Source organism: Salibacterium sp. K-3 (genome assembly GCF_054052005.1).
Genome location: NZ_JBSVZE010000001.1, coordinates 65,621 through 87,819, shown reverse-complemented (window position 1 = coordinate 87,819; position 22,199 = coordinate 65,621). Strand labels below are relative to the sequence as shown.

The 22,199-nt window shown below is 44.2% G+C and carries 23 protein-coding genes; 4 read left to right on the top strand and 19 right to left on the bottom strand.

Annotated features, from left to right (window positions below):
- Nucleotides 1–1,234: 1,234 nt before the first annotated feature.
- Nucleotides 1,235–1,756 (top strand): hypothetical protein, encoded by a 522-nt coding sequence (locus ACW9JV_RS00475; RefSeq protein ID WP_457330257.1) that lies wholly within the window; start codon nt 1,235–1,237, stop codon nt 1,754–1,756.
- A 333-nt stretch (nt 1,757–2,089) separates the two neighbouring features.
- On the opposite strand, the gene ACW9JV_RS00470 is transcribed toward ACW9JV_RS00475, so the two are convergent.
- The 7 genes from ACW9JV_RS00470 to ACW9JV_RS00440 form a co-directional block, all read right to left on the bottom strand.
- Nucleotides 2,090–2,461 carry a DUF423 domain-containing protein gene (locus ACW9JV_RS00470; protein WP_457330255.1) on the bottom strand — a complete coding sequence of 124 codons (372 nt, stop codon included), beginning with the start codon at nt 2,459–2,461 and terminating at the stop codon, nt 2,090–2,092.
- A gap of 16 nt (nt 2,462–2,477) precedes the next feature.
- Nucleotides 2,478–2,765, bottom strand: coding sequence for a DUF5327 family protein (locus tag ACW9JV_RS00465; RefSeq protein ID WP_457330253.1), 288 nt, complete (start codon nt 2,763–2,765; stop codon nt 2,478–2,480).
- Between the two features lie 185 nt (nt 2,766–2,950).
- A complete protein-coding gene (locus ACW9JV_RS00460; protein ID WP_457330251.1) occupies nt 2,951–3,133 on the bottom strand; it encodes a hypothetical protein in 183 nt (60 codons plus the stop codon).
- Nucleotides 3,134–3,227: 94 nt separating this feature from the next.
- Nucleotides 3,228–3,557: a MerR family transcriptional regulator gene (locus ACW9JV_RS00455; RefSeq protein WP_457330249.1), complete on the bottom strand. Its 330-nt coding sequence runs from the start codon at nt 3,555–3,557 to the stop codon at nt 3,228–3,230.
- Nucleotides 3,558–3,610: 53 nt separating this feature from the next.
- Entirely contained in the window at nt 3,611–4,345 is a 735-nt protein-coding gene (locus tag ACW9JV_RS00450) for an exonuclease domain-containing protein (protein WP_457330247.1), read from the bottom strand.
- Nucleotides 4,336–5,364: a DUF294 nucleotidyltransferase-like domain-containing protein gene (locus tag ACW9JV_RS00445; RefSeq protein WP_457330245.1), complete on the bottom strand. Its 1,029-nt coding sequence runs from the start codon at nt 5,362–5,364 to the stop codon at nt 4,336–4,338. Before ACW9JV_RS00445 ends, ACW9JV_RS00450 begins: the two co-directional genes overlap by 10 nt.
- A gap of 4 nt (nt 5,365–5,368) precedes the next feature.
- On the bottom strand, nt 5,369–6,652 hold the full coding sequence (locus ACW9JV_RS00440) for an ammonium transporter (protein ID WP_457330243.1): 1,284 nt from the start codon (nt 6,650–6,652) through the stop codon (nt 5,369–5,371).
- 175 nt (nt 6,653–6,827) lie between these two features.
- On the opposite strand from ACW9JV_RS00440, the gene ACW9JV_RS00435 reads away from it, so the two are divergent.
- On the top strand, nt 6,828–7,421 hold the full coding sequence (locus ACW9JV_RS00435; RefSeq protein WP_457330241.1) for a YdcF family protein: 594 nt from the start codon (nt 6,828–6,830) through the stop codon (nt 7,419–7,421).
- Between the two features lie 256 nt (nt 7,422–7,677).
- Here ACW9JV_RS00435 and ACW9JV_RS00430 read toward each other — a convergent pair whose 3' ends face one another.
- The 3 genes from ACW9JV_RS00430 to ACW9JV_RS00420 all read right to left on the bottom strand — a co-directional run bounded on the left by ACW9JV_RS00430 (nt 7,678) and on the right by ACW9JV_RS00420 (nt 10,065).
- Nucleotides 7,678–8,508, bottom strand: coding sequence for an aldo/keto reductase (locus ACW9JV_RS00430; RefSeq protein WP_457330239.1), 831 nt, complete (start codon nt 8,506–8,508; stop codon nt 7,678–7,680).
- Between the two features lie 20 nt (nt 8,509–8,528).
- A complete protein-coding gene (locus tag ACW9JV_RS00425) occupies nt 8,529–9,203 on the bottom strand; it encodes a uracil-DNA glycosylase (RefSeq protein WP_457330237.1) in 675 nt (224 codons plus the stop codon).
- A gap of 91 nt (nt 9,204–9,294) precedes the next feature.
- A complete protein-coding gene (locus ACW9JV_RS00420; RefSeq protein WP_457330235.1) occupies nt 9,295–10,065 on the bottom strand; it encodes an inositol monophosphatase family protein in 771 nt (256 codons plus the stop codon).
- A gap of 159 nt (nt 10,066–10,224) precedes the next feature.
- On the opposite strand from ACW9JV_RS00420, the gene ACW9JV_RS00415 reads away from it, so the two are divergent.
- On the top strand, nt 10,225–10,821 hold the full coding sequence (locus ACW9JV_RS00415) for a DedA family protein (RefSeq protein ID WP_457330233.1): 597 nt from the start codon (nt 10,225–10,227) through the stop codon (nt 10,819–10,821).
- Between the two features lie 52 nt (nt 10,822–10,873).
- Here the strand turns inward: ACW9JV_RS00415 and ACW9JV_RS00410 are convergent, their stop codons facing one another.
- The gene (locus ACW9JV_RS00410) at nt 10,874–12,523 is read right to left on the bottom strand and encodes a methyl-accepting chemotaxis protein (protein WP_457330231.1); all 1,650 of its coding nucleotides are present in this window, start codon (nt 12,521–12,523) and stop codon (nt 10,874–10,876) included.
- A 9-nt stretch (nt 12,524–12,532) separates the two neighbouring features.
- Nucleotides 12,533–13,504, bottom strand: a complete 972-nt coding sequence (locus ACW9JV_RS00405) for a BMP family lipoprotein (protein WP_457330229.1) — start codon at nt 13,502–13,504, stop codon at nt 12,533–12,535.
- A 242-nt stretch (nt 13,505–13,746) separates the two neighbouring features.
- Between ACW9JV_RS00405 and ACW9JV_RS00400 the strand changes: the two genes are divergently transcribed.
- Entirely contained in the window at nt 13,747–14,028 is a 282-nt protein-coding gene (locus ACW9JV_RS00400) for a hypothetical protein (protein ID WP_457330227.1), read from the top strand.
- An 806-nt stretch (nt 14,029–14,834) separates the two neighbouring features.
- Here ACW9JV_RS00400 and ACW9JV_RS00395 read toward each other — a convergent pair.
- The 7 genes from ACW9JV_RS00395 to ACW9JV_RS00365 all read right to left on the bottom strand — a co-directional run bounded on the left by ACW9JV_RS00395 (nt 14,835) and on the right by ACW9JV_RS00365 (nt 22,198).
- A complete protein-coding gene (locus ACW9JV_RS00395; protein WP_457330225.1) occupies nt 14,835–15,893 on the bottom strand; it encodes a hypothetical protein in 1,059 nt (352 codons plus the stop codon).
- A 747-nt stretch (nt 15,894–16,640) separates the two neighbouring features.
- The gene (locus tag ACW9JV_RS00390; protein ID WP_457330223.1) at nt 16,641–17,690 is read right to left on the bottom strand and encodes a DUF6236 family protein; all 1,050 of its coding nucleotides are present in this window, start codon (nt 17,688–17,690) and stop codon (nt 16,641–16,643) included.
- Between the two features lie 616 nt (nt 17,691–18,306).
- Nucleotides 18,307–18,786, bottom strand: coding sequence for a 23S rRNA (pseudouridine(1915)-N(3))-methyltransferase RlmH (gene rlmH / locus ACW9JV_RS00385; protein WP_457330221.1), 480 nt, complete (start codon nt 18,784–18,786; stop codon nt 18,307–18,309).
- A gap of 76 nt (nt 18,787–18,862) precedes the next feature.
- Nucleotides 18,863–19,036 (bottom strand): CxxH/CxxC protein, encoded by a 174-nt coding sequence (locus tag ACW9JV_RS00380; protein ID WP_457330219.1) that lies wholly within the window; start codon nt 19,034–19,036, stop codon nt 18,863–18,865.
- Between the two features lie 138 nt (nt 19,037–19,174).
- Entirely contained in the window at nt 19,175–20,437 is a 1,263-nt protein-coding gene (locus ACW9JV_RS00375; protein WP_457330217.1) for a S1C family serine protease, read from the bottom strand.
- A 76-nt stretch (nt 20,438–20,513) separates the two neighbouring features.
- A complete protein-coding gene (locus ACW9JV_RS00370; RefSeq protein WP_457330215.1) occupies nt 20,514–21,308 on the bottom strand; it encodes an MBL fold metallo-hydrolase in 795 nt (264 codons plus the stop codon).
- Between the two features lie 14 nt (nt 21,309–21,322).
- Nucleotides 21,323–22,198 carry a two-component system regulatory protein YycI gene (locus ACW9JV_RS00365; protein ID WP_457330213.1) on the bottom strand — a complete coding sequence of 292 codons (876 nt, stop codon included), beginning with the start codon at nt 22,196–22,198 and terminating at the stop codon, nt 21,323–21,325.
- Nucleotide 22,199 lies beyond the last annotated feature (1 nt).

Below are 22,199 nucleotides of genomic sequence, written 5' to 3'. Positions count from 1 at the left end.
TTGTCAAAATGACCATAAGCAGTTCAAAATCCGACATACAACCACCCCCTTTCATTAGAGGGTAGCTGCCCATCCCAAAAGCAGACCGTTCACATCACTCTATGATTATATCATAAAACTTGCATTACTTTATCCCCGGTAACGAAAAGACTTCTCCCTGCCATCCAGACAGCGAATATGGATTCGGTACAGCCATGTTTCCATACGACCCACCAAAAACTACAAACTGTATCATCCGTGTTGTTCCAAGGTATAAAAAGGCTGTTAAAAAGATGTGTTTATTCTATCATTGAATAACTGCGAGTCGTTTTGCATTTGTTCAATCATATGAACCCAATCTTCATCCATTATCATGCAGCGGAGTAGTCTCGAAAAATTTATTAGAAACAATAGCTTGGTTAGTGTCCTTCACACCATTATTTTTTAAATCTACAATGTTTTTGGTGGCACGGTCACCCCTTTCATATTCGCTTTGATTGCTTGAACCCATGTTTTATTGACGGTTTTCATCAGCTTGAACGTTTCTAACTGGCTTTTTGACAACACTCCGCTGACCTCCCCCTGTAAACGATCTACATACAACAGAAAATCGCTGGTCATATATACACAGGAAAACGTTTGCGCACAAAGTCATTGTTCTTTGTGCTTTTCAAATCATTATATTTTTTCATCATACTATATCCATATTCTTTCATCCGCGAATAGTTTTCCTTCAGGTTCGATAGTTGAGCAGGTGATATATGCTCTCGATCTGTAACAGCTTCCAATTGGTATGTATTTAAGATTACAGCAGTAGAGAATAAATTAACATCTGTAATTAATTCGTCAGATAGATGGAATTCGTATTTCTTATTTTCCAGGTATTGTATTAAAGCGAAAGTTCCTGCTAGTATGATGAAAAAAGCGAAACTTCCCAGGAATAACTTCCTGCTCAAAACACTCACCTTACTCTTTTATTTTTTAGCAAAAGACATTTTGGCATTAGGTAGAAGTCAACGTGCTGCTTAACACAGAAATGCTTATTGAAGAACCAACCGGGATTTATATCTGAGGGATAAAAAGAATCCTGTTTTTTCTCAACCCCAACGACAGTGTTTACAATTCCACGTAGGTGCGATCTTCTCAAAACCAGTCAACAAACTCTTGGATCTGGAACATCCTGTAACATCGCGTGCATACTGGAACTGGCAGCATGTGGAGGATATTGAGATAATATAAAAAAGGGGGAAGATGAATGAGAAAGAATGTGGTATTCATAACTATATTAGCCTTAATATTTATACTTAGCAGCTGCTCATTCAAGGAAATAATTAATAACCATGAAGATTTCAACATACAAACAGAAGATGTAAAAGAAAAGGTGCAATTTCAATTCAATGCTCAAGATTATATAAAGGGAAATTTAGATAAAAAAGATAGAACTTTTGCTGTGAAAAACACTGATTTTACTTTAAAGAAAGTTGAATCAACAATGAATGAAAAGACTCTTCGTTTTGAGCTTACTCACCATATTGCTGATGAAGGAACGTTAATATTGCCAAATGACTATAGCTTTTCAGAAAAGGACGATACAATAACTTCAAGCAGTCCTTTTTTTGGTGAAATTTGGATGGATGGTAAGAAAGCAACTCTTGAGCAGATTGGTTCTTCTAACAGAAACATTACTTTCACGATGAAGACAACGCTTCAGAATGCAGATAATGTAAAGGTACAATTCAAAAGATTACAGCGTTTTCATTACTCACGTGATAAATAGGTCAACACATCCCTTTAGGTACCCAAAATTTTATTATATAATCATTTTTATTGTAGAATGGGAAAGTAAAACTCCATCCTTAAAATAGAGCGGCAACTCTAATAAGGATGGGGTTTTAATATACCCTGAAATGGATGTTGCCCTATTTGAAGGGCCGTTCGCATCTTCCTGAGGAAGGGGTAGTTCATCGCTGTCCCTTCCTTTTATTATATCTTTACTGTACCATATTATTCTTATCACGTCTCTTGGAAGAAAGAGAAAAAATAAACACCCATCCTGCCCGGAGCAGATGCCCTCTTTTAGGATGGGTCTCTTCGTGGTCCGTATTTTCTATTATGCTTTCCATACCGCCGCGATCAAAAGAATCCAGCCGGCGATAAAGGCCGTGCCGCCGATCGGGGTAATGGCGCCGAGCCAGGAGATCCCGGTAAAAGCCATCGTGTACAGGCTTCCTGAGAATATGAGAATGCCCGCAAACAGCAGCCAGCCGGCCCACACAATCAATGCCGAACCGCCGGCATAAGCCGCCACCAGGCCGATGGCGAGCAGTCCGAGAGCATGCATGATATGATACTGCACGCCGGTCTGATACACGTCCATCAGGCGGTCCGATAACTTTCCTTCCAGACCGTGCGCCCCAAATGCACCAAACCCTACCGCTGCTGCGGCATTCAGTGCGCCTAGAATCACAAACAGTTTCCACATCTATCTCACCGTCCTTTTAAAACTCCAGTAGATTTCCTTCCGATGCCGGAATATCCGCCGCATCCGAAGACGAGGATGGAGAGGATAGCGGCGCTTTCGTTTCGTTGAAAAAATCAGCAGAAGATTTTTTTCCTGCCGTCTTCGGTTTCGTATGTTCCTGTTCCCCTGTCAGCATATCGCAGTACGACTTTATCACTCTGGCGTGATTTTTCACGGCATCTTCATCATCATATTCCAGCCGGTCCGCCAGCTCCATCATTTCTTCTTCCATCTTTTCCACTACGGTTCGAGCGGAAATATACATCTATGTTTCACCTGCCCTGTCAGCATTCACTGCCGGCATTATAACACAGGAACAGCACCTCACGCTCTGGTTTCCGATGAATGGACACGATATCTTCACGTTCATGGAAGGCCTTCCCTTCGGCGTAAAAAATCCTGAACCCGCTGTTCCAGCTGCCTGTTCAGGATTTTTTTATTCGTTGTTGTTCAGTCCACCACGGTGTAACCAAACGCTTCGATTTTTGGATAATTTTCTTCGTCCACCACCCAGATCTGCTCGTCATTGTCCTTTACTACCACATCTTTATCCGCTGCCGCTTGTTTTGCTTCGTCCTTGCTGTCATATTTTCCCGCAGGAATCTGCATATCATCCACTATGATGAATGCCATACATAACACCTCCATCTGTGAGGAGGTTTTCCCGCTCCATTCCAGCATTAAACAGGTGACAACATATCGTTACAGAATTGTAAAAGGGGTGGCATCAGCCGTCTGTTTCATGATAATAGCGGCGCAGTTTTTTGATGTCTTTGTTCCGCAGCGCTGATTTCTTTTCTTCATCGTGATACTGTTTTTTCTCTGCAAGCACGGTTCTCACCCCTGCAATATTCAGGCCCTGGTCGATCAGTTCCTTAATACGGGCGCAGCGGTCAATATCTTCGAGTGAAAAAATACGCTGGTTTCCGTCATTACGTTTTGGGGCGATCAGCCCTTTATCTTCATAATACCTGATCTGGCGGGCGCTTAATGATGTCAGTTCCTGTACCACACTGATTGGAAAGCAGGCGGTACGACGCGGGATTTGTTCTGTCACCTCGCCTTCCTCCTTTGTACTAGATGACATTCATAACAAGGCACGGATACTGGTCAGCGCGTCTGCCGGTTTAAACGGATGTACACATCCTGCAGGGTTTCATACCCCATTTTCATGGCTTCCTGCATCGTACAGACCCAAAGCTCGGCAGCCAGTACAGCATCGGCCAGGGCATGATGACGGTTGCTGACCGGTATGCCATAATGCGCACAGCAAACGTCCAGTTCATTCGAATCCTGCTCCGGAACCGCAATCTGATACAGAAACGACGTGTCCAGCAGCCGGTGCCGGAATTGCATGCCGCTTGCCTGGTATGTTGCATGCTGCAGAAATTTCCTTTCATGTTTGGCGTGGTGAGCGACGAGAATGTCGGTATGGATAAAGGTATAAAACTGATGCAGGACGTCGGAAAGCGGTGGGGACGACTCCAGCTCCTCTTTCGTCAGACCTGTCAGGCCGGCAACTTCCGAAGATAATGCCTCCGGTTCAGAAATCGTGCTGTAAAAGGTTTCTTCCTGCATGATGCGTCCTTTTCTTACTTTTACCGCTCCGATCGACAAGATTTTATCGCCGCCGTCCGGATAAAAACCGGACGTTTCGAGATCCAGAACAGTGAACTCCAGTGTATCCAGCGGCTGCAGCAGCGGCTGTTCCGCTTTTAAATCCTTCTGCAGCTGTCTCATATATGACTGGTGCTGCAGGCTATTCTGGTCAATCGACCCGGGGACGGGGGCTCCGAGCTTACCGGATACCTGGCGCACCCACTGGAACATGTTGTTCATGACCATTCGTTCTCACCTGACTCTGCAAGCTTTTTTGTATGCTGAAAGAGGGTTTTTCCTTCTTTCACGGCCGCTTTCAATTTCTGTTTCTGATCCTTGGTCAGGGCATCGATCGGAATGTAATGAACATCCTCATAGCTTTGCTGCTTATCGGCAAAGGCCGACCGGATCTCAAGAAGGTTTTTGAAATGTTTCTCCCTGTCCGCGGCAAAAGGGTAGGCGTCAGCCGTTTTTTGCATCCGTTCCAGCGTCGGAGTTTCCAGAATACCTTCCTTGATGGAAAGCAGACGCATGGCGTGAACATATGGAAAAAAACCGATATCCTTGATATGAATCGAGCCGGCATAGGGGCCCTTTTCATCCGGAAGCAGTTGACCAAACGCATTCACACCCTGACGCAGGTAGGAAATATTCTGGGATAGGCGCGTTAACAGCTTCGGCTGCTCCGCGACGAGATGAAACACATGCTGCTTCACATCCTCCAGCAGTTCTGTTTTTCCCACAAGCGGTCTGGCATCAATGAACGTCAGTAAATGACGCAGTGTCTCCCACTTATCCGCCTCCACCCACTGTTCAATCTGGGTTTTCCACGCCTCTCTGCTTCGGCACCAGCGCGGTTGGGAAGCCATAACCTTCCCTTCACAACGAGGATAGCCGACGACAGCCATCCCTTCCCGTAATTCCGCCCCAAGAGCCAGGAAATAGTCCTGACTGGCAGCTTCCCTTCCGTCTTCAAATACAATGCCGTGATCCTGATCGCTGAAGATCCCCTGCTCTTTTCTGCCGGCACTTCCCATCACAAAGAACACAAAATGAGCAGGAGGGATCCCCCGCTCATTTTGTACCCGGTCCACGGCAAGGGCTGTTGTTTCAAGAACCCACCGGTCATGGGCTTCGTTTAACTGCCATGAATCGTGCGCATACCTTTTCGTTTCTTCATCGCGGGCTTTCTTTATTTCTTCGTAACTTTGAAAAGAAGGAAGTGGAAGAGCTTCCTCCTCCAAATAGAACGATGAAGATCTCATCTTATCACGCACCTGTATGAAGGTTGGCTGAATCTGTCTGGGGATTCACGTTTTCCGGGTAACCGTAACTGCCGTGTTCACTCATATCAAGCCCCATGATTTCTTCTTCTTCAGACACCCGGAGCCCTCCTGTTAATCCTTTCGTGATGAGCAGCAGAATGTAGGAGGCAATAAAGGCGAACGCGCCGCACGCCAGCACGCTGATAAACTGTACACCGAGCTGTGTTAGACCGCCGCCGTAGAACAGTCCGGCCTGACCCCCATTCATTTCCGCCAGCTCAGGTGTGGCAAAGAAACCAGTGGAAAGTGTTCCCCACACACCGGCAGCACCGTGTACGGAAAGGGCGAAAATAGGGTCATCAATGCCTTTCTTTTCGAAGAATTTCATGCTGTAGAATACAAGCAGTCCGCCGACGATACCAATCAACACAGCGGCCCAGGGTTCAACAAAGGCGCAGGAAGCTGTAATGGCAACGAGTCCTGCAAGAGCTCCATTCAGCATGGTCGGCACATCTGCTTTACCAAGTGACGCCCATCCGATAAGAAGAGCGGCAACCGCACCGGCGGCAGCAGCAAGCTGGGTGTTCAGGGCAACAAAGCCGAAGAATGCGTCCGCGACACCAAACGTACTTCCGGCGTTGAACCCGAACCAGCCGACCCATAGAAGGAGCACGCCTAAAGCGGTGAAGACCTGGTTATGACCTGCCAGTTCATTCGGAGAACCATCCTTGTTGTATTTACCGATACGCGGCTTCAGAAGAATCGTAGCCGCAAAAGCTCCCATCGCACCGGTCAGGTGAACCACCGTCGAACCGGCAAAGTCCTGCTTCCCAAGGGCGCCGATCCAACCTGCGCCCCATACCCAGTGAGCGACAACCGGGTAGACAAAAGCTGAAAACAACACAGCGAAAATAACGTAGACGGACAATTTTGCTCTTTCTGCGAATCCGCCAAATGCAACGGTCAGCGCGATAGCTGCAAAGGCCAGCTGGAAAATAAAGTCGATCGAACTTGAAAGACCTCCGCCTTCAAAGGCATAATCACCATAGAAGAAATTTGAAAGACCAATGACGCCCCCGGCACTGTCTCCATATATGAATCCATAACCGACAGCCCAGAACACAAGCGAGGCAATCCCCAGCGTAAAGATGGTTTTACCGGCAATGTGGCCGGCGTTTTTCATCCGGGTGGAACCGGCCTCCAGCATAATAAATCCACCCTGCATGAAGATAACTAAAATAAATGCGACCATGATCCAAAGATTATCCATAAGTACCATAGGATCCATGAAACGTTCTCCCCTTTCTTTATCTTTGAAGATGTAAACTTAGTTAACATCTTTCGTTAATTCATATTTTACATGTTCCACAGATCACATCTACATTTACGTAAGAAAACCTAACATAGTAATTCCAAAAAAGGTGGGCTTTCTTTCAGCCGCAGCATGCAAAAGGAGAGATACAATGAAAATATTTGTCAGAGTATGCCTGCTGCTTGGTTTTCTCCTGCTGGCATACACCGCCTGGACCGGTTACAGCATTTGGAGTTTCAGCCAGGTAAGTGAAACAGAAAAAACCGATGCCGCTATTGTTCTTGGCGCAGCAGTGAACGGAGAGGAACCCTCCACAGTCTTCCAGAAACGGATTGACCATGCCGTCCGTCTTTGGGAAAACAACCAGGTGGATGCCTTGATCTTTACCGGAGGCAGCGGAGAAAAGGGAGAGATGGCAGAAGCAGAGGCAGCAGCCGCTTATGCCGAAGAGAAAGGGGTGGACGAAGAAGTTATTTATATGGAAACCAGATCAAACATCACGGAAGAGAATCTCCGCTACGGGAAACAGGTGGCCGCTGAAAATCAGTTCGATACCTTCACCCTTGTAAGCGATCCGCTTCATATGAAGCGGGCGGAAGCGATCGCCCGGGATCTCCGGATGGACGTCATTTCTTCCCCGGCAGCTGATTCCGCCTATCAAACGTGGAAAACCAAAGTCCCGTTTTTCCTGCGGGAGTGGTTTTTTTACACCGGATATCAGCTTCTTTCCCCGTTTCGTTTTTAAAGAGGAGAGAGGAAGGTTGGAGACACACTGCTTATGAAAAAGTCTGCTAATTATTTTTTACTGCCATTTTTTCAGGAGAACGGCATATTCTGTCCGTTATCATAATGTTCCAGACATTTTTCATCGTTTTGCGCTGATTTTGTCCATAACCCTGCTGTTACAGCCACTTTCCTTTCGCAACTGTCCATAACGCCGTAAAAAAGCTGCTTCGCGTCGGTGCACGAAGCAGCTTTTTGTCATTATCGGACTTTTCGTTTTAAGCGTAAGGGAAATCATCCGGGTGATACCCGTAGCGGCGATTTTCATTCAGGCCATCGATCGCCTGCAGGTCCTCGGTGTCCAGTTCAAAATCAAACACATCCGCGTTAGCTTTGATCCGTTCCGGCGTGACCGATTTCGGAATGGTAACAACGTTGTTTTCAAGGGACCAGCGGATAAGCACCTGAGCCGGTGTCTTTCCATGCTTTTCTGCAATCCGCTGAACCGGGTCTTCATCAAGAAGGTCTCCCTGACCGAGCGGACGCCAAGCTTCCAGTTGAATATCATGCGTCCGGCAGTATTCCAGCAGCTCTTTCTGGAAAAGGCGCGGATGGAATTCCACCTGGTTGACCATCGGTGTTACCTTGGCGATCTTCAACAGTTCTTCCAGATGCTGATCGGTGAAGTTGCTGACCCCGATGGCTCGGACTTTTCCTTCTTCATAAAGCTTTTCCAGCGCTCCCCAGGTTTCCTTGTATTTGCCCGGTACCGGCCAGTGGATTAAGTATAGATCAATCACATCGACGCCAAGCTTTTCACGGGAGCGTTCAAAAGCTTCCAGTGTCTCGTTAAAGCCCTGTTCATCATTCCAGACTTTCGTCGTAATGAAGATGTCTTCCACAGGCACATCACTTTCTTCTATTGCCTTCCCGACACTTTTTTCATTTTTATAAAAAGATGCGGTGTCAATGCTGCGGTATCCTACTTCCAGTGCGGACTTCACCGCACGTTCCACTTCGTTTCCGGCTTCCGCCCGGAATACGCCGAGTCCTACCCACGGCATCTCAACGCCGTTTGCCAGTGTTGTTGTCGATGTTTGAATGCTCATATAAAACTACGCCTCCTTGTCTATTCGTCAGGAATACACCAATTAATTTCCGGCCTTCCTGCCTCCTTCAAAAACTGGTTCGTGCGCGAGAAAGGCCGGCTTCCAAAGAATCCTTTATGCGCGGAAAAAGGACTTGGATGCGGGGATTTGATCACAAGATGATGCCCCGCCGTGATGAGCTCTTCTTTTGCCTGGGCATGACGCCCCCAAAGTATAAATACCACAGAATCGCTTTTATTATTCACCTGTTTGATCACTTCGTTCGTGAAAAATTCCCATCCTGCTCCACGGTGGGAGGCAGCCTGCCCCGCTCTCACCGTGAGTACCGTATTTAACAGCAGCACACCCTGCTCTGCCCAGCTGGTCAAACAGCCGTGACTTGGAATCGGACAGCCGACATCTTCCTTCATTTCTTTATAGATGTTCTGCAGAGACGGGGGCATTTTCACTTCCGGCTGCACGGAGAAGCTTAAGCCATGCGCCTGCTTTGGCCCATGATACGGATCCTGCCCCAGAATAACCGCTTTCGTTTGTTCATACGGTGTATGATGGAGCGCATTAAAAATGTCATACATATCGGGGTAAATAGTCTTTTCCCCGTATTCTTTTTTTAAAAACTCTCTCAGCTGAAGATAATAATCTTTTTGGAACTCCTGGTCGAGAATATCGGACCAATCATTTTTAAGCACAGCCATTCGATGATCTCCGCCCCTTTTCTCCAGGTGCCTGTCAGCATGTATTCCCGCTCTGCTGCAGTTCAAACCTGGAATGTTTCACGTGAAACAATTACCTTTTGATGAGTGAATCCAGTTCAGAATAAATACCGGGCGCGGCAGAAAGAGCGTATAATCCTTTCGTTTCTGTGGATACCTTCGTGCGTCCGCCCGCTTCGTTTACTATCAAGAGACCTGCCTCCACATCCCAGTCATTCAGCTTAATTTCCCAGCTCCCATCGAGTCTGCCGGCGGCGACATAACAAAGATCGAGCGCTGCACTGCCAGTACGCCGAAACCCGCCGACACGGGGAACGACCTGATTAACATGTGCTAGATTATTATCTTCTGTCGTTCCTTTATCATACGGAAAACCGCTGGCGATGACTGCTTCGTCCAACCGCTCTGTCCGGGAAATATGTATGCTGTTTCCATTCAAACTGGCTCCTCTATCCTTGACGGCTTCATACATCTCATCAAGCTTCGGAGCATAAACCACTCCTGCCACGGTTTCCCCTTCCCGGCGGATTCCGATTGAAATACAGTAAAATGGGATGCCCCTCGCATAATTCACCGTTCCATCAATCGGGTCGATCACCCATTCATAGGGAGAGTCCCCTTCATACGCACCGCTTTCTTCGGTCTTCATCAGATGATCAGGATAATACGTTCGAATCTTTTCCGTTAGAAACGATTCTGTCCACACATCCATCTCCGTGACCAGATCAATCGCAGCACTTTTACTGTTGATCCCCATCGGCTTTTCCGCGCGCTCCACCTGTTTTCTTCCAGCCTCACGCGCCCACTCTTTCGCATGTTCCAGCATGTTTTCCCATTCCTGCATTCACATTACTTCCTTTCTTTCCCTCATCTTCTATTATCTTATCTAAAAACAGGAAAAGACTCAAAAGGAGGAATGGAACAAATTCCTCCTTTTACATTCCTTTTTGTGTTAAATTAAGAGTGATACCGTGATATTATTGATCTGCCAAGGAGACTATCTATGCTTGAACTCATTCTGAATGTACTGGAGCAGCTCGGACTGGCGGGTTTGTTTCTGGGGATTGCCATTGAGGCCATATCCTCCCCGTTCCCAGCTGCCATTGTACTGCTTGTATACGGCTACATCATCGACCCCTATGGATGGGAATGGATTCTTCTAAGCATCGGTTCCGCCGCTGTTTATACCGCCATTGCCTATATTCCTTACTGGCTGGCCCTCCGCTATGATTACCTCCTGCAGAAACAGGTGGACAAAGCCGGAACCAGACAGATGATGAAATTCATGGACAAGTATCGGGAATGGACGATTACCGCCGGACGGATTCTCGGAATGGGTTATATCGTGTACGTCGCCGCCTTTTACCGCATCACGCCCTTCCGTTACGGCTTTTTCACCTTCATCGGCGTGTTCCCCGTCGCCCTGCTCATGCTGTACCTCGGCAGGCTCGGCAACATCGAAGTCGTCTACACCTGGTTTCAGGGGATCCAATATATTTTGATGGCTGTTCTCGCCGGACTTATCGGATGGTATATCTATTACCGTATCAAACGCCGGAAAAAGATGACGGACACAGAACACGACAGAGAACAAGAATGAAAAAACAGACCGGGACTATAAAAACGACAGTCCCGATCTGTTTTTTTGTTGGTTACAGGGTGAATTTATTCACCGTTCCATTCAGTTCATCTGTCAGCGCCCGCAGTTCGGTAACTTTATCGACCACATTGCGGAAGGCTCCGAGCTGCTCCTGTGTCGATGAGGAAATTTCTTCGTTTTCCGCTGCCGTTTCTTCCACGACACTGCTGATACTCTCTACATTTTCCAACACGTCGCTTCCAAGACCTTTGGAATATTCCATACTTTGCAGCAGTTCTTCCAGCTTGTCTGTGATGGAAGCCACTTTTTGATGAATGTCTTCAAAAGAGCTGTTCGTCGTTTCCATGGAAGACTGTTCTTCCGCAGAAATGGATACTCCGCGGTCCACCGCTGTTGTTACGGCTTCTATGCCTTCTTCAATCGAGCCAACCATATCGGAAATCCGTGTTGTTTCTTTTGATGTCTGTTCGGCCAGCTTCCTTACTTCCTCTGCCACGACGGCAAATCCTTTGCCTGCTTCGCCGGCACGTGACGCCTCAATGGCAGCATTCAGCGCCAGCAGATTCGTCTGTTCGGCAATGTCGGAAACGGAATCCGCCATGGAATGGATTTTTTTCGTCGATTCGACAAACGATTGGGTAGCTTCTTTAATACTTTCGGTCGTTTCTGTGTTTTCCTGAACCAATGACCGCTGTTTCTCCAGCGCTGCCTTCCCGGACTGGACGGCTTCAATAGCTTCTTCTCCGTATTGAACAGATTGCTTTGTGTAGTCGACGTTCGACGTGAAGGCTTTGTCCATATCTTCCACTTTCGTGACAGAATCCTGAAGATCGGATGCGATTGTCTGCGTGCCCTGGGCCAATTCGTCTGTAGAGGAAGCCACCTGCTGATTGATTTCGGTCACGGTCGCGTTTTCATTCTCAATCTGCCCGGCAAACCCTTCTACCCTTTCGCTGACCGACTGAATGGACTGGAGTAATGTTCTGATCTGTTCAATCATCTGCTGGAAAGAGTCATTTAACCTTCCCAGCTCATCCTTCTTTTGATAGGCAATCGGCTCAATGGCCAGGTTTCCATTGGCGACCTCATTGGAATGATCCGCTAACTGCCGTAATGTTCTTGTGATCGGGCTCGTGATTCGATTTGAAACGACGAGACTGATGATAATGAGAAGCAGAACACTGACCGCGCTCGTAATAATAATGAACTGCACCTGCTGGTCGAGTGCTGCCTGCGCCTGATCATAACTTGCTTCTGCAAACAGCTGCAGCATGTAAACATCATTTTCAATACCTGCCAGACGGGACGCCTGCTGATCCGCAGCCGCACCATCTTCTGCATTCAATACCTGCAGCGTTGCTTCTTTCCATCCATCAAATTTAGATGTAATTCGCGTAATATATTCGCGGCTTTCTTCGTTCACCGTGATGTCATCCAGCTGACCAAGAAGCTCTTCGGTTGCTTCGATGGATGTCGTTGTCTCCTGTACCAATTCTTCCGATTGTGTCGTTGAAAAACTGGATAAGTTCTGCTGGGCTGCATTGGTCTGCGATTTAAATTCTTCAATGGTCACCAGCGCATCCACTTGATCCTCACTGGAAGACTGAATCTGCATCATGTTGAAGATGATGAACGTAATGATTGCTGCTGCCAGTATGACCGTAGTCAACGTATTGATGAATAATTTCTTTTTTATAGACATCTTTTCCTCCTACGATTCCTCTGCCAGTTCTTCTTTGGCAGCATCAATTTGTTCATCGATATTGTCAGGAAAATCCGCCACACGCAAAGGCGCTAAGCCGACCCCTTCTTCTGCAAGTCCGAACTCCAGATTTTCCCCTGATAACGTTTCTCCTTCCGCCATACGCTCTACAACTTGATAAATGGCGTTATCCACGTTTTTCATCACAGAAGTAATGACCGCGTCTTCCGCCTGGAAATACTGGTCCGTATCTACACCTATTCCATATACACCCTGAGCCTGTGCCTCCTGAAGCACACCGACTCCGGTAAAACCGGCAGCAGCAAATATAATATCTGCATCGTTCTGAATCATTTCATCCGCCATTTCCGCTCCCAGTTGATCATCTTCGTACGTCCCAGCGTATTCCCGGTCGATAACAATATCAGGGTTTGCCGCCGTGGCCCCTTCTTCAAAACCATTATAGAAATTGTTGATAATTTCTACATCCATCCCTCCGATAAACCCGATATGATCGGTTTCTGTCGTCAACGCGGCTGTCATGCCTGCTAAATAGCTCGCCTGTCCTACCTTGAAGTTGACGGAGGTAATGTTCTCCATTTCCGATACGGAATCGATGATCATAAATTGCTGATCCGGATGATCACCTGCTACTTTTTCAAGCGCTTCCTGCAGCTGATAACCTATTCCGATAACCAGGTCATTATCCTGCTCTACCAATTCACGTATTCCCTGCTCATATGTGTCTGTTGCTGCAATTTCCCGGTAATCGAACACGACGTCCAGATTATCTCTTGCCTGAACAAGCCCCTCAAACGCCAGATCATTAAAAGACTGGTCTCCCAGCCCGCTGTCGGACATCATCACACCGACTTTAAGTTTCCCTTCCGTCGCATTTATTTCCTGTTCCTGACCGCATGCTGCCAAGGACAGCACACTCATCAGCATAACCACCATGATAAAAAAGTGTTTGTTTTTCATGCTTTTCCCCCTAAAATGATCTCCACCTTTATAATCGACAAATTTCCTTTCATTTGAAGGGTTTTACAATTATTTAACAAAAACTTAGTGAGATAAGCCTTTCGAAAATAGCGATTCATAGATTAAAAGTCAAAAAAAGAGACCCAAAAAGGGCCTCCTGGATTTTCCTTATTTATGGTACGGCTCACCGTATTGCTGTAAATACGATTTTTTATATGAAATAGTATTCTATAGAATAATTGATGACATCCAAAACTCAATGGGGGATAAAACAGTACCTGTCCCCTTCCCTCTACTATTTATATAATGATGTAAGAGCAGAAGATGTTATATCTATTATTGATATTGAAGCTTCTTTACTATCAAGGATTGGGATTTATATAATTTTAGATAATTATAGTATAAAGCCGAGTGAAGTTATTCAAATTAATCAAAACTTATTGGAAGAATATGCAAACGCTGCTTATAAAGTAACAACAATTACACCGTATGTTGAGAATCCGGAAAAAATATTAGGATATTAGACCACGAAGGGATAGACCAACTATTAGATGGCTACGGAGAATAAGGAGAGTTTATAATTGAAGTAGTAAAAATATAGCGATGATAATAGCTCGGTTACACATTGAAATAACGTCACGCAAAGAGTTTGCAAAATCCCGTGAAAAAAACTTCTATATTTTCCAATTCATATACCTATCATTTTTACCATTTAGGCCATTTAAACGGTACAATCTATTAAGTGACTTTTCTAGTTCAATTCGTATCTTAGCTAAGGCTAGAACAGGATCGCTTTTTGCAAGAATCTTAATATTTTTAATAGTCAATTGAAGTTCAGATGATTCATCTAATTCATTTTCTTCAAGTGGTATTCTTTTCTCTACTTCTTCTATTATCTTTTCAATTTCTTGTGAATCAATTTCTGCTTAAAAGTCACCCACTTTAATTCTCTTTAATGTAGATATAAACGGACTTATCAACAGTATTGCTAGTAGAATAATAGATGTAGAATCAACCTTGACTTTAGCAATCGAAAATGTGTGTGCAATTAATAAAGCAATAAATAATATAGAGGTCATGAATTGATAAAGAATTTCTTCATAAAATTCCTCCTGCTTTGTCTTCCTAATCTTTTTTCAAATTTATAATTTCTTCCTCGGTATAGCGACAATGGCACCTAACATTTTCGTATATATTTACAACGTCCCTAAACTGGACCCCAAAGATAGACCGTCTTTGTGGTACGCTGTTTTCTCCCCTGAAACATGCTCCTCGCAACCCTTGGTAAACTCAGTGTTAGGTAAAGTAGAAAACGTAATTCAGAGTGCAGTTAAGAATTTTGGAACCTTTTAAATCCTTCTTTATTACTAAAAAGCTCAAAAAGAATCTCACTTAACGCATTCTTTAAACTTAAACAAATAGAATTAATGGTCCATGATTCAATACTATACTCAAATTCATCATACCAAAAATTCATCATAAAACTCTCTCTGTACTCCTCCAATAATTTCTGAAATGCCTCAAAGTCGCCATGCGCAACTTTATTTCTCATCTTTCTAGCAATTTTACAGAATAACTCTCTATCCTCATAGTCGTTAAGTTCATTCCGTAAAAATCTAGGTAGCTTTTTTTCTAATTCTCCATGTGTTCTCCCGTTACTATTCGGATTTATTATTAACATTTCGATTAATGACATGATCTTAAATAAATAATATGCATTATAATCTTCAGATTCATTTATAGCATTAATTATGTAATCAAAAATCCAAAAATCTCTGTCACTTTCAAGAAAATTATCAATCAGCTTTCCTACATATTTCATTGATTGAATTGATTTTTCATTATAAGCATTTAAATCATTTTCCTTATTTACCATACTAGATGCAAAGTTCAAAATCAGTGGTTTCGATCTTAAATCATCAGGGTTATATGTCATGAAAGGAATATTAGTATCACAATGAGCTCTAGCACTCCTTGATTTAGTTAGAATATGGCAAAATCTAATAAATTTTAACGGATACTGAACTTCACATGTTGGGCTACCCAAATGACAGTTTTTTAATTGTAGCAAGGACTTATCAAATTCTAATACTTCTAACTGCACTAAATTGTTAACAATTTCTTGTAAATAATAATCAACATCCTCTTCAAGTACATCCGTCCAATTTATGTTGCTAACTATCTTCTGAGGTCCATACTGGTAAACTTTAAAATCACCAAAATTGTACTTCTTACTTGTTTCAATAAAATGCTCTCTTAAAAGCATCTCTTCCTTCAAATCATCAACGATTCCAGTTAACCAGTCGTCATAAAGATTTGATATACCAACACCTAATTTTTCGCTTAATATTATGGGTTCAATTTTCCCATATAAGTTGATTAAAATCACTCTAACACCTCACTACCTATTTTTCTATTTCACCTAACGTTTCGCATTCCTGCACCTTTTCAAGCCAAAGCGAATTGGAATGTTTTGTTAGGCGAAGTCCGCCAGCTCAGCTCTAGGGACTTGTACTATACGAAAACCACTCCGGCTGCTGCTTTTCCAAAACAGCAAAAGTATATTCACCAGGCATCCTGAGGTTATTTACAAAATCCTGTAGTAATATGTTCGACATTCAAAATTTTCTAAATAATCGAATTCTATAATTATTTCTTTAAAAATCTGAACTATATTGTTAAAGAAGTTTTCCCATTTCACATAATAATCAACTTCAATATTTGGGCATTTCCCCCTAAGCAGGAACCTTCTCCACATGCCCCATCATCGTCTTCAGGGTCATATACCTTAGCACTGATCAGTTCAATTCCATAAGGTGAAAACAAACCAAAATTTAGTGCTTTTATTTCTTTTGGTAAAACTTCCACCCGACTAATTAAAATAATCTTTTTTTAATACTCTCTTTTAAGTTTAAATATTCTTCATTGGTTAACTGCTAATGCTTCTTCCTGTATAAGTAATAATTAACTTTTATGTATCTTGGCAAACCACGGCAATTTCAAAGACTAACTTGAATTAGCACTTACTTCGAGAGGATTTCACCTAACGTTCCACACATGTTGACGACATGGATATCTCTCCGATTCCCTATCCATGTTGTCAACATGCTGTTAGCAGTAGTAAAATCGGAAGCTATCAGAACATTCTTGCCTTTCTTCCATGATATACATATGCAAATGGGTTGTTATCTAGAGCCTCACGTCGTATGTTGCCAATATCCTTAATTGATAAACCAATAGATAACGTAGCCCCAGAAGCTATTCCAATTCCTTTTTGAACAGGAGAAAAGGCTACCCCGAACATCTCAGCGGTACTCATTATGCCTGGCATAGACATGGATATAAGTCCATTCATTACTGAAGGTTTAATCTTCCACCTACATTCCTTCATTACCCTATTCAAGTCACTTACATTGGATTCAAGTCTATCTTCAAAATCAATCCAAATCCTCTTAAGCTGTACTCTATCCTCAGCAGATTGCAATCTACCTTCTAATTCGTTTATCTCCATACGAAGTCTTCTAAGTTCATCACTACGTCTCTCCTTGAACAACAGAATATCTTCAATTGAGACATCCATATTAGGTGTTGGAAGAATATTGAACTGGTAATTAAGAAACGAATGACGATTGTTAGCATCCAAACTTCTTTCTGGTTTGAAAATTTTATCCTGTGTAAACATCCTATCAGTACCAATTGACGTATCAGCACTGCTAATCGCAGCCAAATACTTGGCTAAAACTGACATATAAATGTCACTTAGGTGAGCATCTACTGAAATCCACTGATTATTCTCACTTCTAATTATTTCTGACTTTTCTTCGATCATCTCCATAACATGTGATGATAATTTTGATTCATGCAATCTATAATAGTCTGGTTCAACTTTCGACATATGAATGTATTCTCTTCTCCCAGCTTTCATTTGATGGGGCCTATACTCATCAAACCTTTTTCGAACTTCATCAACAAAGTCTTCGTACATATTTGAAAACATTACATCATCGGGTCTAGCAGGTATAAAATGACCAGTATTCATTAGATAACTCACTTCAGGTGAAATATGATACTCATCATTCTGATATGGCATTATTGAAGATACTTCTTCCGAATACAAAATTGCATTCCTTAGCCATATTCCATCCTTAATATCAATACTGGGATAATAAAGTATTCTTCTCTTCATAAGTCCTCCTATAAACTAGATTTTATATCCGCTAACGTTAAGAGATTTACGCAGCGTCATACTATATTCATATTCAAAAAGTTGCGTAAATCTTGTGTTATTGGATGTTGCATGACGCTCGAAGCAAGATTAATATTGTTTTATAAACTCTTGCCAATCATTAGGATATAATTTAATTATGCTTTTTAACCTTTTATCGGAGATTTCCGTATCCTTATAATTAACGCCTTGTCGTAAAAACTCGTTTTACTACTCCATTTTTAGTGAGTATTCTTCTGAATCTAAATCAGATACCCAATCACATAAAAGATCAACAGGAAAATATTCTTTTCTTTTATTACCATCTATATTTATACTCCTTGAAAAATAAGGTTCAGATACTTTAGCTTTTTTCAACAATTAAATAATAGGCAACTTCTGCAGTTATGGCTTCTTTCTTATAAATAATTCACTAATAAGAGCATTAATTGCTGGAGTACGTCCACTTTTAGCCAAAATGTAACTTAGTATCTTTAAATAATGACCTCAGCTTAATCAACTTCATCCTCACCCTTGTTTTCAATTACCTTTTTAATGGTACTCATTTCAATAGTTATCTCTATTTTTTTGTTTACCATCACTTGTGGTACGGTTCCCCTTTCTGAATCTTAAACGCGCGGTAGATCTGTTCGAGGAGGATCAGTTTCATCAGCTGATGGGGGAAGGTCATCTTGGAGAAGGACAGTTTGTCGTCGGCCCGGTCGAGCACGGCTTCACTTACACCGTTGGAGCCGCCGATGACAAAGGTTAGCTGGCTCTGTCCGTGAATACTCCAATGCTCCATCTTCTCCGCAAGCTTCTCCGATGACCATTGCTTTCCGTCCAGATCCAGCACAATGACATGCCGACCCTGTTTGATTTTATGTAAGATCCGCTCTCCTTCTTTCTCCCGGACCTGCTGCCTCTCCTTCTCACTCATCTGTTCCGGCGCCTGTTCATCGTTCACTTCATCCATGGTCAGTTTACAGTACGGTCCGAGCCGCTTTTCAAACTCTTCGATCCCTTGTTTGATATACTTTTCTTTAATCTTTCCGACACTTACAATTTGTATCTGCATACATGCTCTCCCGTTTTGTTATTATACACATGTGCACAACTGGCATGTTATTTATCCACAGAACTTATCCACATATTCACACCTGTCTTTGAGGTTTTCCCTTCATTTTGTACACAGCTTTCTCCGTGCAGTATGAACAAGTTGTGGATGAATGTTTTTCTTCCATCTTTTCCATTAAAGGAGGTTCACCGGTCTCTTCAACCGCGTCATCAAGGGCTCTTTCACTGTGTTCCGGACATGCAAAGTACATGTTCATCACCTCCCCTTCACTATATCACAAGATACTTATCCACAACATCCCATGAAAAGCACAAGCGCCGATGAAGAAACGATTGCAGGATCAAAAAAGCCTTTAAAAGCGCAGGACACGCTTTTAAAGGCTTAACCGCTAAAACTGCTGCTGATTATTCAGGGTCATATCAACCGACTGCTTCTGTCCTTCACGGTAGAACGTGATTTCGATCGTGTCTCCCATTTCTGCTTCTGTATACAGATACCGCCTTAAATCATGGCCGTCTGCAATCTCAGTGCCGTTCATTGCGGTGATGACATCATACCGGCGGAGGCCGGCGGTTTCTGCTGGAGTGCCTGAAACCACATTGGTAATGAAGATTCCGCTTTCCACTTCCGGAGGCAGCTTCAGCGTTTCCTGCCAATGATAACTTGGAATTTCTGAGAGCGAACGCAGGGTGATTCCCATTTGCGGTCGTTCCACCTCACCGGCTGCTTCCAGGTCCTCAATCACAGGTACGGCTACAGATGTCGGAATTGCAAAACCTATCCCTTCTACAGAAGACTGTGCGATTTTCATGGAATTGATCCCGATTAACTGCCCGTTTACATTTACAAGAGCACCGCCGCTGTTCCCGGGGTTTATAGCCGCATCGGTCTGAATGACCTCCGCGTTCCAGTCCGGCTTTCCGTCGCCGGTCAAATCGACCGGTATGCTCCGCTCCACCGCACTGATAATACCTTGTGTAACGGTACGGGACAAATTGGTGCCGAGCGGATTGCCGATCGCAATCGCTGGTTCCCCGACATTCAGGTTGTCTGAATTACCAAACGATACAGCAGTCTTTACTCCTTCTGCATCTATCCGGAGCACCGCCAGGTCCGTCAGCACATCAGAACCTACTATTTCTGCATTGACACGGTTCTCATTGGATAAACTCACCTCCACCTGACCGGCTCCTTCAATCACGTGGTGGTTGGTCACCACATATGCGGAATCTCCTTCCACTTTGTAAATAACACCGGAGCCTGTGCCCTGACTGGCACCGGATCCGTTTTCTTCTTCCCAGAAATCCGACTGCTGTAGATTAAACACTCCTACGACCGCATCTGACACTTTATCGACCGCTTCTGTCGTATCGGAACGGACCGATACCTGCATCTCCTGCTGCGGTGCCTGCTCTGCATCCATTTCTGCCGGTTCAGGGTCAGGAGCAGGGTCAGACTCCGCTTCCAACCCTTCCGTTCCGCTCTGCCCGGATAATCCTGGATAAAAGCCGGATTCATAAAGAAAAGGCACCGCAAACAGGATCAGTACCGCCCCTATGACAGCACCTGCCAACGCGGCCATTCCAATCCTTTTCCGCTGCCTGTTTTTCCGATGGATGGGTCTTTCTGCATGATCGTTATAATACCCCATATCTGTCGTCACCTTTCATCCGTTTTCCGTGATTATCCCTTATCGTGTCCCTTCTGTTTGTTTTTAAACATAATTCTTACAGGGTCACAAGCGGTTTTGCTTCATAAGGGTCTGTATCATACAGATGAAAGGTGTGTCCGACGCCGCACTCTTCTTCTTCAAGGATCTGCCGGACCGACATGCGGGCAAGTTCTTTCATATTATTATCACGGCTCAGATGGGCAAGATACACACGGCTCGTCCGGTCTCCGACCACTTCCGCCAGGGCCGAGGCTGCATCTTCATTCGAGACATGCCCGGTATCGCCGAGAATCCGCCGTTTCACATTCCACGGATACCTCCCCATTCGGAGCATGTTTAAATCATGATTGGCCTCAAATACAAACATGTCGGAATTCCGGATTAATCCTTTTGTCTGCTCCGTCACATATCCCATATCCGTGGCAAGCGTGAATTTCTTTCCTTCGTGATGAAAAACAAAAAACATAGGATCCGCCGCATCATGAGAAACAGGAAACGATTCAATATCGAGATCCTCAAAGGTCTCGACCGCATTCTGCTCGAACACAAACTTCTGATCCGATGCTATCGTGCCAAGACTGCTTTCCATCGCCTGCCATGTCTTTGGATTGGCATACAGGGGAAGCTGATATTTTCTCGCCAGCACCCCTGCTCCTTTAATGTGATCGCTATGTTCATGTGTGATCAATACCCCGTCTATATCCGCCGGACTGCGCGAAATCTGTGCAAATAAGTTCTCTATTTTTTTTCCGCTTAACCCCGCGTCAATCAGCAGCCGCTGCCGCTCTGTTTCTACATAAACAGCGTTGCCCGTACTGCCGCTTGCCAGTACACTGAACGATAATGCCATAACAGGTCCTCCATTTACTCTTCCTCATTCTGCCCGTTGCCTTCCTCCGTATTTTCCTCGTCGGCCTCTTTCTCCTCGTCTGTGTTCTCTGAAGGATTTTCCACCGAATCGGGATCATCTGAGACTTCCTGCAACGTCCGAATCGTACCCCCGATCGCATTGACCAGATACTCATTCTCCCCGTTCACTTCCATGCTGTACATCGGAGCCAGCACCTGGGTATCTCCTTCGGGTGGAAACAGGCTATAATACCTGAGCTCCACTAGATTCACTTCGTCATTATTGGAAAGAATATTTTCGGTTAACAGCCTGTCGATGGCCCCGTAAGCGGAGAGCATATCTTTCTGCTCTCCCTCTTCCTCAAACTCCATATAGCTCTGCAGGTAACTCTCAATATCCCCGTCGTCATTCAGGAAGAGGACGAGAGGATTTTCATCATACGTCACGACCATTTTCTCTTCATACATCTGGTTGAAAAGGATCTGTCCCTCCTCTTCATTCCATTCATCCATCGTATAGTCCGAACCGTTCCAGACTTCCTGTTCGAGAAAATTCGCGACATCTTCTTCATTGTTAACCGTATACGCATTCTCCAGGGTCACTTCCACAAAGCTGTTGTCCAGTGTGCTTACATTCTCTTCTCCGGCCTGCCCGCTCACGTCGTCTTCAATATCTACCGGCTCTCCGACAATATGGCTGATTTCTTCACTTTCTTCTGGCAGGTTTTCGGTAACGCTTATATTTTTTGCACTTAATTCCTCTTCTGTTGAATTCTGGGCCCGTACATTCAGATCACTCTGATTTCGTTTTTCAATCATCTGCTGCAGCAGAAAGGTATTCAACAGAAGAAAGGTAATGATAAAAATGGTTTTTGTACGGTTCCAGTCCATA